Below are 12,907 nucleotides of genomic sequence, written 5' to 3' on the forward strand. Positions count from 1 at the left end.
AGGATCCGTTAGAAAAGGATATTTAATCTTTCATGCCAGCCTCACCCTCGGTAGCTAACGGGATTTTTTAATCACCTGCTGTTATCACGCGACGCAGCCAACGCGTCATCCCAACAAAACCGTCATTCAGGCGGTTTTGTTGTTTCTGAGCCGCGTCCGGCTTCCGCCGGGCGGTGTAACCTGACCGGTTTGCCCGGCAAAATGCGCGCGTTGGCGACACAATTTTCCCACCTGTTACCCGTCGCTTCGGAGATCGTCAGGCCAGGCCTGACAGCCTTTTTATGGTTAACTTTTTGATTATCCTCTATTTTGCTTTGTGAATTTAATACTGACATAATTACAGTGTTTTTGCCGTTCTTTGAGAGGGTATGTGGCAGACGATTTTGCAGTTGATGGCGCGCTGGCGCAGGCAATAGCCGGCTTCAAGCCGCGTGAAGCGCAGCGTGAAATGGCGCAGGCGGTTTCCGAAGCCGTAAAAGAGCAGGGTGAGCTGGTGGTAGAAGCCGGTACCGGCACCGGGAAAACCTATGCTTATCTGGCCCCCGCGCTGCGGGCCGGCAAGAAAGTGATCGTCTCGACCGGATCGAAAGCGCTGCAGGATCAGCTTTATGGCCGCGATCTGCCCACCATGATCGGCGCACTAAAATACAAAGGAAAGACCGCCTTACTGAAAGGGCGATCCAACTATCTTTGCCTGGAGCGGCTGGAGCAGCAGTCAATGGCGGGCGGCGATCTGGCCGTACAGGCGCTGACTGACCTGGTGACGCTGCGGAGCTGGTCTTCGCAGACGGTAGATGGCGATATCAGCAGCTGTGCCGGCGTCACTGAAGATAGCCCGGTCTGGCCGCTGGTCACCAGCACCAACGATAACTGCCTCGGCACCGACTGCCCGCGTTATAAAGAGTGCTTCGTAGTGAAAGCGCGTAAGCGGGCCATGGACGCGGATGTGGTGGTGGTGAACCATCACCTGTTTCTGGCTGACCTGGTGGTCAAAGAAGGTGGGTTCGGCGAACTGATCCCGGAAGCGGACGTGATGATCTTCGATGAGGCCCATCAGCTTCCCGATATCGCCAGTCAGTATTTCGGACAACAGCTCTCCAGCCGGCAACTGCTCGACCTCGCCAAAGATATTATCACCGCCTACCGCACCGAAGTGCGCGACGTGCAGCAACTGCAAAAGTCCGCCGATCGCCTGGCGCAGTGTGCTCAGGATTTTCGCCTGTCGCTAGGCGACCCGGGCTACCGCGGTAATCTGCGTGAACTGCTGAGCGATAACAACATCCTGCGGATGTTTACGCTGCTGGATGATGCGCTTGAACTCTGTTACGACGTCATCAAACTCTCCCTGGGCCGTTCAGCGTTGCTGGATGCGGCGTTTGAGCGCGCGGCGCTCTACCGTGGCCGACTGAAGCGGTTACGGGCGATCAATGAGCCGGGCTACAGCTACTGGTATGAATGCACCTCACGCCACTTTATTCTGGCGCTGACGCCGCTGTCAGTGGCGGAACGCTTCCGCGAAGTGATGGATAATCGCAAAGCGGCCTGGATTTTCACCTCTGCCACGCTGGCAGTGGATGAGAAGATGGAGCACTTTGCCGAGCGGCTGGGCGTGAACGCAGCAAAAAGTTTAATTCTGAACAGTCCGTTCGATTATGCGCAGCAGGCACTGTTATGTGTGCCGCGCAACCTGCCTGAACCGAACCGTCCCGGCGGCGCACGTCAGCTTGCCGCCATGATGAAGCCGCTGATTGACGCCAACAAAGGACGCTGTTTCTTCCTCTGTACCTCGCACCTGATGATGCGTGAGCTGGCGGCGGAATTCCGTGCCTCAATGACGTTACCGGTGCTGGTTCAGGGCGAAACCAGCAAAGGTCAGTTGCTGAAACAGTTTATCGATAAAGGCAATGCCTTACTGGTCGCGACCAGTAGTTTCTGGGAAGGGGTCGACGTGCGCGGCGATGCGCTTTCGCTGGTCATCATCGATAAGCTGCCGTTTACTTCACCGGAAGATCCTTTACTCAAGGCGCGGATGGAAGATTGCCGTATCCGCGGTGGCGATCCGTTTACCGATGTGCAGCTGCCGGATGCGGTGATCACTCTGAAGCAGGGCGTCGGGCGTCTGATCCGGGATACCGACGACCGGGGTGTGCTGGTGATTTGCGATCAGCGGCTGGTTTCGCGTCCTTATGGCGCGCTGTTTCTTAACAGCCTGCCGCCAACGCCGCGTACCCGCGATATCGCCCGCGCCATCGCCTTTATACGGCAGCAACCTGACGCCTGATTTTATGCTAAGATGCGCGCCGTTTTCATTCTCCTGAGGTGGTCATGTCAGCCCGAATTTTAGCGCTGGATACGGCGACAGAAGCCTGTTCAGCCGCCTTGCTGAATCAGCAACAGATTGATGCCCGATTTGAGATTGCTCCGCGCGATCATACTCAGCGCATTTTGCCGCTGATCGAAGAGTTACTGCTGGCGCAGCAGCTCGACCTGACCGATCTTGACGCGCTGGCCTTTGGTCGCGGTCCCGGCAGTTTTACCGGCGTGCGTATCGGAATTGGTATTGCCCAGGGCCTGGCACTCGGTGCGGCGCTGCCGATGATCGGTATCTCGACGCTGGCCACGCTGGCAGAGGGCGCCTGGCGCTTGCAGCGCGCCACCCGCGTGTTAACCGCCATTGATGCGCGGATGGGCGAGGTCTACTGGGCCGAATACCAGCGCGACGAACGGGGCGTCTGGCAGGGTGAAGCCAGCGAAAGCGTGCTGTCACCCGCGGCCGCGCTGGCACGGATGCAGGCGCTGTCGGGCGAGTGGATGACTGCCGGCACCGGCTGGCAGGCTTATCCCGAACTGCAGCAGGGCCATTCCCTGATGCTGCACGCCAGTGACGTGAGTTTACCTGCCGCCGAAGATATGTTACCGCTGGCGGTCGTTGCTTTAGGCCAGGGTAATACCCTGCAACCGGAAAATGCCGAGCCAACCTATCTGCGTAATGAGGTGGCATGGAAAAAGTTGCCAGGCCGCTAGATCGCACGCAACTTATTGTTATGCGTCCAGTCTAAATCATTACGTAACGGGAGGACGCCTATGTCAATGTGCGCTAAAGGGCTAACAGGTCTGTTGCTGACCTGTACGCTGGTTTTAACAGGTTGTGTCTCAATTCCGGACAGCCTGCAGGGCAGTTCACCGCAGCCGCAACAGGATTTGTTGCGGGTCATGAACGATCCGGCCATCTATACCGGCCAGGAGTCACGTTTTGGCGGTAAGGTGGTGAATGTCACTAACCTTAACGGTAAAACCCGGCTGGAGATCGCCACGCAACCGCTGGATGAGAGTGCCCGTCCACGGCTGGGAGCGGCTTCGGTGGGTCGCATCTATGCCGATATCCACGGTTTCGTCGATCCGGTGGATGTGAGAGATCAGTTTGTAACGGTGCTGGGCAACATCAAAGGCACTGAGCCCGGTAAAATTGGCGAGGCGAACTACAAATTTGTGGTGATTGATGTGCGCGGCTATCAGCGCTGGCATCTGACCCGACAGGTGATGTCGCCGCCGCAGCCGATCGATCCGTGGATCTGGTATGGACCGACGCGTCATCGTCCCGGCTATTGGGGACCGAATCCCTACTGGGGAATGTACAGCAGCGGTCCGGCACAGGTCGAAACCATTCTGACTGAGTGATAGGGCAGTCACACTTTTCTGGCCCGGTAGCGCTGGTCGCCGCCGGGCTTTTTATTTGTCTGTTTTAACAGCACGAAATTTAGTGATGGACTTCGCAACCTCAACATGCCGAAACAGGCAAACTGGTACAATCAGTTAAAATATTGTTAACAAACCAGATTGGCTGAGGCAGCGATGGAAATACAACATGATTATCGGGGTGGATCCTTGAATAAGGTTTGGCTTAAACGCTACCCGGCTGATGTGCCAGCCGAAATAAGTGCAGATCGTTATACTTCGCTGGTGGATCTGTTTGAGCAGGCCGCCAAACGCTACGCCGATCAACCTGCATTCTGGAACATGGGTCAGAAGATGACCTATCGCCAACTGGAAGAGAAAAGCCGCGCGTTTGCGGCTTATCTGCAACAGCAGCTTGGTTTGAAAGCCGGCGATCGGGTCGCGCTGATGATGCCTAACCTGCTGCAGTATCCGGTGGCGCTGTTCGGCGTACTCCGCGCCGGCATGGTGGTTGTGAATGTGAATCCGCTCTATACGCCGCGCGAACTCAAGCACCAGCTGAATGACAGCGGTGCCAGCGCCATCGTTATTGTCTCCAACTTTGCCCATACGCTGGAAAAAGTAGTGGCGGAGACCGCTGTGCGCCACGTGATTCTGACCCGAATGGGCGATCAGCTGGCACCGGTCAAGGCGACGCTGGTTAATTTCGTGGTCAAATACGTCAAGCGACTGGTACCGAAATACCATTTGCCCGGCGCAATCTCGTTTCGTCAGGTAATGGAGCAGGGTGCCACGCTCACGTATCAGCGTCCGACGGTCAGCAATGACGATCTCGCTTTCCTGCAATATACCGGCGGCACTACCGGCATCGCCAAAGGCGCGATGCTGACTCATCGCAATATGCAGGCCAATCTGGAACAGACCAAAGCTACCTACGGTAAAGTTCTGCGCGACGGCAAAGAGTGTGTGGTCACGGCGCTGCCGCTCTATCACATCTTTGCCTTAACGGTGAATGGCCTGCTGTTCCTGGAGCTGGGCGGTCAGAATCTGTTGATTACCAATCCGCGCGACATCCCTGGCTTTGTTAAAGAGCTGTCGAAGTTTCCGTTTACCGCCATCACCGGCGTCAACACGCTGTTCAACGCGCTGCTGAATGATGAACAGTTCAATAAGCTCGACTTCAGTACGCTGCGGCTGTCAGCCGGGGGCGGGATGGCGGTGCAGAAAGCGGTGGCGGAACGCTGGGAAAAACTGACCGGTCACTATCTGCTGGAAGGCTACGGGCTGACGGAATGCTCGCCGCTGGTGTCGGTCAATCCTTACGATATCAGCTGCCACACCGGCAGCATTGGCTTACCGGTTCCCTCAACCGATGTGTTGATTCTGGATGATAACGGCAATGAGGTTTCACCAGGCGAACCGGGCGAACTGTGTATCAGCGGTCCACAGGTGATGCTCGGCTACTGGCAGCGCCCGGATGCCACGGAGGAAGTGCTGAAAAATGGCTGGCTCCATAGCGGCGATATTGTTACCGTTGATCAGGAAGGCTTTATTCGCATTGTCGATCGTAAGAAGGATATGATTCTGGTATCCGGCTTCAATGTTTATCCCAACGAGATCGAAGATGTGCTGATGCAACATCCGAAAGTACGTGAAGCGGCCGCGATCGGCGTGCCCAGCGATCTTTCCGGCGAGGCGGTGAAAGTCTGCGTGGTGAAAAAAGATGCCTCACTGACTAAAGAAGAGTTGCTCGACCACTGTCGCCGTCAGCTGACCGGATACAAAGTGCCGAAAATTATTGAGTTTCGTGATGAGCTGCCAAAAACCAACGTCGGCAAGATTCTGCGACGCGAATTGCGCGACGAAGTAAAAGCCAGCGCAAGCTAAGCCCTGGCAAGGATTCAGGTTAGACGCCGGCATGTCCGGCGTTTTTATTGTTTTTAACATGGAGCACCGCACGTTGTTGGCTGCGGTGAAAAACTAGACGTGAATTATTCTCTGATTGACCAGGATGAACAACTGGCTGAAGTCTGCCAGAAAGCGCGCCAGCATACGGCAGTGGCACTGGATACTGAATTCGTCCGCACCCGGACTTACTACCCGCAGCTCGGTTTGATCCAGCTGTTCGACGATCACCAGTTAGTGCTGATCGATCCCCTTGCGATCCGTGACTGGTCACCGTTTATCGCGTTGCTGACCGACACCGCAGTGACCAAATTCCTGCACGCCGGCGGCGAAGATCTGGAAGTCTTCCTGCACCGCTTTGGCGTCCTGCCACAGCCGATGATCGATACTCAGATTCTGGCGGCGTTCTCCGGCCAGCCGCTGTCGTGGGGCTTTGCCTCAATGGTGGCGCATTTTACCCAGGTCGAACTGGATAAGAGCGAGTCGCGTACCGACTGGTTAGCGCGTCCGCTGACCGAGCGTCAATGCCAGTATGCCGCGGCGGATGTGCACTATCTGCTGCCGATTGCCCATCAGCTGATGGTGCAGACCGAGGCGGCAGGCAACATGGCGGCTGCACTGAGTGAGTGTGACAATTTGTGCCAGCGTCGCCTCGACAGCTTAGCGCCTGAAGAAGCGTGGCGTGATATCACCAACGCCTGGCAACTGCGTCCGCGTCAGCTGGCAGCCCTGCAACGACTGGCCGCATGGCGTCTGAAGCTGGCGCGTGAAAAGGATATGGCGGTTAACTTTGTGGTGCGCGAAGAGCATCTGTGGAAAGTGGCGCGCTTCATGCCAGGTTCGCTGGGCGAACTGGACCATCTCGGCCTGTCCGGTCATGAGATCCGTTTCCACGGTAAAACGCTGGTGGCGCTGGTGGCAGAAGCCCAGGCGCTGGATGAGAGTGAACTGCCTGCGGCGCTCGGCAATCTGATCGACCATCCGCATTACAAGCAGGTGTTCAAGGCGATGAAAGCGCTGGTGCAGCAGGTGAGTGAGCAGAGCGGATTCAGTCAGGAATTACTGGCGTCACGGCGTCAGATCAACCAGGTTCTGAGCCAGCACTGGGGATTGAAGCCACAGGGACGTCAGCCGGAGTTACTGACCGGATGGCGCGGCGAATTGCTTAAACCCGGCATAGAGAAGATTCTGGCCGAGGTGTGACCGATAAAATTTCCCCTGCAACAGCGCAGGGGAAATTCAGGAAACGGTCAGCGTCATTTAGTCACTTCTTCCGTTTCCGGTAGCGTAACGTTCAGCTCCAGAATGGAGATATCGTCACCTTTCTGATCGAGCTGAACCGTGACCATTTCCGGATCGATTTTCACATATTTGCAAATCACTTCCAGAATGTCGCGCTTAAGTTGCGGAAGATAGTGGGGCTCACTATCGCCCCTTCTGCGTTCTGCCACGATAATCTGCAGCCTTTCCTTGGCTATATTGGCAGTGTTCTTCTTCCGGGATAAAAAGAAATCAAGTAATGCCATGGTTTATCCCCCGAACAGGCGTTTCAGGAAACCCTTCTTCTCTTCTTCAATAAAGCGGAAGGGGCGAACTTCACCGAGCAACCGTTCAACGGTATCGGCATAGGCTTTGCCAGCATCTGATTCACCATCAAGGATCACCGGCTCGCCCTGGTTAGAGGCACGTAACACCGATTGATCTTCCGGGATCACGCCGACCAGAGGAATGCGTAAAATTTCCAGCACATCTTCCATGCTCAGCATATCGCCACGATTAACACGGCCCGGGTTGTATCGGGTCAGCAGCAGATGCTCCTTAACCGGCTCCTGGCTGTTTTCAGCGCGACGGGATTTTGACGAGATGATGCCGAGAATACGGTCTGAGTCACGTACCGATGAGACTTCCGGGTTAGTGGTGATGATCGCTTCATCAGCGAAGTAAAGCGCCATCAGTGCACCGGTTTCAATCCCTGCTGGCGAGTCGCAGACGATGAAATCGAACTCCATCGCCGCTAAATCGTTCAGTACTTTTTCGACGCCTTCACGGGTCAGTGCATCTTTGTCGCGGGTCTGTGACGCTGGCAGAATATAGAGCTGCTCGGTACGTTTATCGCGAATCAACGCCTGATTCAGCGACGCATCGCCCTGAATCACGTTGACGAAGTCGTAGACCACGCGTCGTTCACAACCCATGATCAAATCGAGGTTACGCAGGCCGATATCGAAATCGATAACGACCGTTTTTTTGCCTTTCTGCGCTAAACCGGTGGCGATGGCCGCGCTTGACGTGGTCTTACCAACGCCCCCTTTACCGGATGTAACTACAATAATGCGTGCCATAAATGTTGATTTCCTTAACAAAAGAAAAGGGGCCTAATTAAGTGTCTGGATGGTGAGCGCGCCATCCTGCAGGCAAAGGCGCGCCGCTTTACCAAAATACGCTTCGGGGATCTGATCCATGATCCAGTATTCGCCCGCTATCGAGACCAGCTCTGCTGCCAGATTGGTACAGAAAATCTGACAGTTGCGGTCTCCGCTGGCACCGGCGAGCGCGCGACCGCGCATCATGCCGTAAATATGAATGTTGCCGTCGGCAACCAGTTCGGCGCCGGCACTGACGCTGCTGGTGATGATTAAATCAGCGTCACGGGCATAAATTTGCTGACCCGAACGCACCGGGGTATTCACGATGCGGGTTTTTGCTGCCATCACCGGCTCAGCGGCGACCGGCTGAGGTTCCGGCACGGCGGCCGGGACGTCACTGCGCGTTTTCGCCTCTTTACCTTCCGCCAGAACCGGCAAGCCAGCGCGGGCGATCATGCGTTTCAGCGCGTCATCTTTGCAGCCGCTGACGCCGACAATCCGCAAACCGGTGGCGATAATCGCCTGCTGTAGCTGCTTCCAGTTAATATCGGCACTTAAAGCCGCAACGTTCAGCACCACCGGGGCGTTTTTCAGAAAATCCGGAGCCTGGTCAATCTTGTCCTGAAGTGCCTTACGAATCACCGCGGGATCGTGGTGATGCAGATGGACGACAGATAGGGTGAAACTGCTACCTTTGAATTCGATTGGCGTTTGCGACATCTGTCCCGACTCAGTCCTGTTTTCACTACCGCTGGCTAAGCGATGATAAAATCATCATTAAAGCGCCAACGGTGAATATTCGAAGTTCTGCAAGCATGTTATAGTTACAGCTATATTCAGACAAGCCTCAACGCTGGTTAATTCGAGTAAAAAATATGTTTTGTGTGATCTACAGAAGCCCGTTGCGCGACCAGACTTATCTCTATGTTGAAAAAAAAGACGATTTCTCTCGCGTTCCGCCAGAGTTGCTGAAAGGGTTTGGCAAGCCGCAACTGGCGATGGTGCTAAAGCTGGCGGGCCGTGACAGGCTGGCTAATGCGGATATCAATAAAGTAAAGCAGGGATTGAGTGAGCAGGGCTATTATTTACAACTCCCGCCGCCGATAGAAAGTCTGCTTACCGTTCATCTGCAGACAGATAAAAAAGTTTAATTCAGATTCATCTGTAAATATTAATCCTGTCGCTCTGATGCCGTCAGGATTAATATTTTTCTGGCCCCGCTAAAATTAACTGTACTGCTTATCTATCCAGTCATTTTTAAATCGCCTGCCTGATATTTAACGTCATTTGTACGTTTATTCATCACTTCAGCGTGCTGATTCACGCTTTTTGACAAATTCTCCACCCCGGACCGGTAAAAGCGTCTTATTATCAGGCGATGAGGTTGGCATTTCGATCAACACAGCCGCAAACATCGACCCGCCAGCCACGCTGGCATCACACCTAACCTACGCAGGGGATAAGCATGTATCAGCATCGTAACTGGCAAGGCGCTCTGTTGGATTTTCCGGTCAGCAAAGTGGTTTGCGTTGGCAGCAACTATGCGAAACACATTAAGGAGATGGGCAGCGCCACACCCACCGAACCGGTCATTTTTATCAAGCCGGAAACTTCACTGTGTGATTTGCGTCAGCCGCTGTCGATTCCGGATGCGTTTGGCGAAGTTCATCACGAGGTTGAGCTGGCGGTCCTGATTGGCGCAACCCTTAAGCAGGCGACAGAAGCGCATGTGGCGCAGGCGATTGCCGGCTACGGCGTGGCGCTTGATTTAACGCTGCGTGACCTGCAGGCAGGGCTGAAGAAAGCGGGCCAGCCGTGGGAAAAATCGAAAGGTTTCGATAATTCCTGTCCGATTTCCGGTTTTATCCCGGCCGCTGAATTCAGTGATGACCCGCAGAATACCGAACTTAAGCTGCGGGTGAATGGTGAGGTGCGTCAGCACGGTTCCACCGCGGATATGATCCATAAAATCCTGCCGCTGATTGCCCACATGAGCCAGTATTTCACCCTGCGCGCCGGTGATGTGATCCTGACCGGAACCCCGGAAGGGGTCGGCCCGATGCGCTCTGGCGACACGCTGGAAGTGTCACTGGCCGGACACGGCATCAGCACGCGCGTACTGTAAAACTTGCATCGCCGCACCAGAGGCTTTATAAGGTGCGGTTTACGCTAAACCCGGACAATCATCATGACTGACACCCCTTTCTGGCAACACAAACGCCTGGCGCAAATGAGCGATGAGGAATGGGAATCCTTGTGTGATGGTTGTGGGCAGTGTTGTCTGAATAAGCTGCAGGATGCCGACACCGATGAGATCTACTTCACCAACGTCGCCTGTAATCAGCTGAATATCAAAACCTGCCAGTGCCGCAATTATGAACGTCGCTTCGAACTTGAAGAGGATTGCATCAAGCTGACGCGCGAGAACCTCACCACCTTCGACTGGCTGCCGCGCACCTGCGCCTATCGCCTGTTGGGTGAGGGCAAGCCGCTGCCAGCCTGGCATCCGCTGCGTGCTGGCTCAAAAAAAGAGATGCACGCCCAGCGGATTTCAGTACGTTACATTGCGGTGCGGGAGAGTGAAGTGCGCGACTGGGAAGATCACATTATCGATCGACCTGACCGCAACGGCTAACTGCCGGGATCATCATTAAAAAAGGCTGCCAGTGGCAGCCTTTTTGCTATCTGCGACTAACCAGTTTGTTATCAGCGACTAAACAGATCGCGGCGTTTCGCTTTAAACGGCTGGGCAATCAGTACCAGCAGCGCGACCAGCAGGTAAGCGGCGAACACCACGATCATCCACTGCGGCATGCTGAAGGTCAGGAAGGTCCAGTTGCGCTCTGCACAATCGCCGCTGGCGAGAAACACCGACGGCAGCCATTTATCCAGCGGTAAGCCACTGGGGAAACGTGCCGCAAAGTCACAGGTGGTAAAAGGATTGGGATGCAGCTGAATCATGGTGTGTTCATAGGAGAGGCGCAGACCTTGCCAGGCGCTATACAACCACAACGCCAGCGCCACCAGCCGTAACGGCGTTTTTGGCGCAATGGCACCGATCAGACCCGCACCCATTACGCCGAATAAGGCATTGCGTTCATAGATACACATTACGCAGGGCTTGAGACCCATGACATGCTGGAACCATAACGCCGTAAGTTCCAGCGCCAGCGCTGTCAGGGCCAGTAATAACCAGGCTCCGCGACCACGAGAACATTGATTCAGATATCGTAACATATTGCATTCCCTGTAAACGTTAATGCCTCGCAGTGTAAACCAAAAGCGCCGCCAAACCAGCCTGGCGCAGGGAAAAATCATGTTCAAATATGACCTGAACCTGATCCAGACCGGCTAAAAGGTTTACAGGTGCGGCGGTAAAAGCCATCCCAGACTGAGCAGGCTGTCGGTATACGGCACCAGCAGAAAGTGGATTGCCAGATAGCCGATCAGCGACAGTACCACGGTAAACGGCAGTGCCATCCAAACCATCCGTCCGTATGAGAGACGAATCAGTGGTGCCAGGGCCGAGGTCAGCAGGAACAGGAACGCCGCCTGGCCATTCGGTGTGGCGACTGACGGCAGATTGGTACCGGTGTTGATCGCCACCGCCAGCAACTCAAACTGCCGGGCGTCAATCGCGCCACGATCAAAGGCATGACGCGCCTCATTGATATAAACCGATCCGACGAAGACGTTATCTGAAATGGACGAGAGCAGGCCGTTGAAGACGTAGAACCACTTAAGCTGGGCGTCGGGCTCCGTGCTGAGCACAAAGGTGACCAGCGGTGCAAACAGTTGCTGCTCAATGATCACCGCCACGATAGCAAAAAACACCGTCAGCAATGCGGTAAACGGCAGCGCTTCGGTGAACGCCTGACCAATCGCATGCTCATCGGTGATGCCGCACAGCGCCGTCGCCATAATAATCACCGATAGCCCAATCAGACCGACCTCTGCCAGATGAAACGCCAGCGCGACAATTAACCAGATGCCAATCGCCGCCTGAATCCACAGTTTCAGCTTCTCCTGGCGGGTACGCTGTGCAGCGTTCTGCTGTTCACTCTCTTCCAGCAGTTGACGCACGCTGGCGGGCAGGGTGGCACCATAGCCAAACCAGCGGAATTTTTCGACCAGCACGCTGGTGACGATACCGCAGATCAGTACCGGGACCGTTACCGGCGCCATCCGCAGAAAGAACTGGACGAAGTCCCAGCTGGCGGCATGGGCAATAATCAGGTTTTGCGGTTCTCCCACCATGGTCATCACGCCACCCAGTGCGGTACCGACGCCCGCCTGCATCATCAGGCTGCGCAGAAAGGCCCGGAACTGTTCCAGCGTCTCACGCTGCGCCAGCGGATGATGCTGATATTGCGGATCCGAGGCGACACGGTGATAGATCTCATAAAAGCTGACGGCCACGCTGATCACCACGGCCAGTACCGTCAGTGCGTCAAGGAAGGCGGAAAGAAAGGCGGCGGCCAGACAGAACGTCACGCCGAGCAGCACTTTTGAGCGGATGGACAGCAGCAGGTGGGTAAAGACAAACAGCAGCAGCTGCTTCATAAAGAAGATGCCCGCCACCATAAAGATCAGCAGCAGCAGCACTTCCAGATTATTTGCCAGCTCGGTTTTGACCTGATCGGCGCTGGCCATGCCGATAATTATCGCCTCAACCGCCAGCAGGCCGCCTGGCAACAGCGGATGGCATTTAAGCGCCATGCCGAGGGTAAAAATAAATTCCGCTACCAGCAACCAGCCGGCGGCAAACGGGCTGACAAACGCATAAATCAACGGATTCACGATCAGGAAAACCAGCATTAATGCTTTATACCAGTCGGGCGACTGGCCCAGAAAATTCCGTTTTAACGCCTGCCCATATGTCATATCCATCGGAATAAGTATCCTGTTGTTGTGTATGGATTTCTGCCGCAAAGAATAATCCTTAGCGGGGCCTGGCGCAA

General features: G+C 55.1%; 13 protein-coding genes. 8 read left to right on the forward strand and 5 right to left on the reverse strand.

What is annotated here, in order from left to right; translation table 11 throughout:
* Window positions 1–370 precede the first annotated feature (370 nt).
* The 5 genes from ACLIBF_RS09070 (at window position 371) to rnd (ending at window position 6,783) form a co-directional block, all read left to right on the forward strand.
* Window positions 371–2,281: an ATP-dependent DNA helicase gene (locus ACLIBF_RS09070; RefSeq protein WP_031374625.1), complete on the forward strand. Its 1,911-nt coding sequence runs from the start codon at window positions 371–373 to the stop codon at window positions 2,279–2,281.
* A gap of 44 nt (window positions 2,282–2,325) precedes the next feature.
* The gene (gene tsaB / locus ACLIBF_RS09075) at window positions 2,326–3,024 is read left to right on the forward strand and encodes a tRNA (adenosine(37)-N6)-threonylcarbamoyltransferase complex dimerization subunit type 1 TsaB (RefSeq protein WP_159223467.1); all 699 of its coding nucleotides are present in this window, start codon (window positions 2,326–2,328) and stop codon (window positions 3,022–3,024) included.
* Window positions 3,025–3,084: 60 nt separating this feature from the next.
* Window positions 3,085–3,678, forward strand: coding sequence for a Slp family lipoprotein (locus ACLIBF_RS09080; RefSeq protein WP_031374624.1), 594 nt, complete (start codon window positions 3,085–3,087; stop codon window positions 3,676–3,678).
* Window positions 3,679–3,885: 207 nt separating this feature from the next.
* A complete protein-coding gene (gene fadD, locus ACLIBF_RS09085) occupies window positions 3,886–5,562 on the forward strand; it encodes a long-chain-fatty-acid--CoA ligase FadD (protein WP_122983616.1) in 1,677 nt (558 codons plus the stop codon).
* Window positions 5,563–5,661: 99 nt separating this feature from the next.
* Complete coding sequence (gene rnd / locus ACLIBF_RS09090) at window positions 5,662–6,783, forward strand: ribonuclease D (RefSeq protein WP_031374623.1); 1,122 nt, start codon at window positions 5,662–5,664, stop codon at window positions 6,781–6,783.
* A gap of 53 nt (window positions 6,784–6,836) precedes the next feature.
* On the opposite strand, the gene minE is transcribed toward rnd, so the two are convergent.
* Genes minE through minC form a run of 3 tightly spaced genes read right to left on the reverse strand, consistent with a single transcriptional unit; the run spans window position 6,837 to window position 8,666 of the window.
* Entirely contained in the window at window positions 6,837–7,106 is a 270-nt protein-coding gene (minE, locus tag ACLIBF_RS09095) for a cell division topological specificity factor MinE (protein ID WP_031374622.1), read from the reverse strand.
* Between the two features lie 3 nt (window positions 7,107–7,109).
* Window positions 7,110–7,922: a septum site-determining protein MinD gene (minD, locus tag ACLIBF_RS09100; protein ID WP_031374621.1), complete on the reverse strand. Its 813-nt coding sequence runs from the start codon at window positions 7,920–7,922 to the stop codon at window positions 7,110–7,112.
* A gap of 33 nt (window positions 7,923–7,955) precedes the next feature.
* Complete coding sequence (gene minC, locus ACLIBF_RS09105; RefSeq protein ID WP_031374620.1) at window positions 7,956–8,666, reverse strand: septum site-determining protein MinC; 711 nt, start codon at window positions 8,664–8,666, stop codon at window positions 7,956–7,958.
* A gap of 155 nt (window positions 8,667–8,821) precedes the next feature.
* Here minC and ACLIBF_RS09110 point away from each other — a divergent pair, with 155 nt between their 5' ends.
* The 3 genes from ACLIBF_RS09110 to ACLIBF_RS09120 all read left to right on the forward strand — a co-directional run bounded on the left by ACLIBF_RS09110 (window position 8,822) and on the right by ACLIBF_RS09120 (window position 10,581).
* Window positions 8,822–9,097: a YcgL domain-containing protein gene (locus tag ACLIBF_RS09110; protein ID WP_031374619.1), complete on the forward strand. Its 276-nt coding sequence runs from the start codon at window positions 8,822–8,824 to the stop codon at window positions 9,095–9,097.
* A gap of 314 nt (window positions 9,098–9,411) precedes the next feature.
* Window positions 9,412–10,071, forward strand: a complete 660-nt coding sequence (locus ACLIBF_RS09115; RefSeq protein WP_069728550.1) for a fumarylacetoacetate hydrolase family protein — start codon at window positions 9,412–9,414, stop codon at window positions 10,069–10,071.
* Window positions 10,072–10,134: 63 nt separating this feature from the next.
* Entirely contained in the window at window positions 10,135–10,581 is a 447-nt protein-coding gene (locus ACLIBF_RS09120) for a YcgN family cysteine cluster protein (RefSeq protein WP_031374617.1), read from the forward strand.
* Window positions 10,582–10,652: 71 nt separating this feature from the next.
* Here ACLIBF_RS09120 and dsbB read toward each other — a convergent pair whose 3' ends face one another.
* On the reverse strand, window positions 10,653–11,183 hold the full coding sequence (dsbB, locus tag ACLIBF_RS09125; protein WP_448309559.1) for a disulfide bond formation protein DsbB: 531 nt from the start codon (window positions 11,181–11,183) through the stop codon (window positions 10,653–10,655).
* Window positions 11,184–11,306: 123 nt separating this feature from the next.
* Entirely contained in the window at window positions 11,307–12,836 is a 1,530-nt protein-coding gene (nhaB, locus tag ACLIBF_RS09130; protein ID WP_089561429.1) for a sodium/proton antiporter NhaB, read from the reverse strand.
* Window positions 12,837–12,907 lie beyond the last annotated feature (71 nt).

It is taken from the genome of Pantoea sp. PGP6 (genome assembly GCF_053474785.1).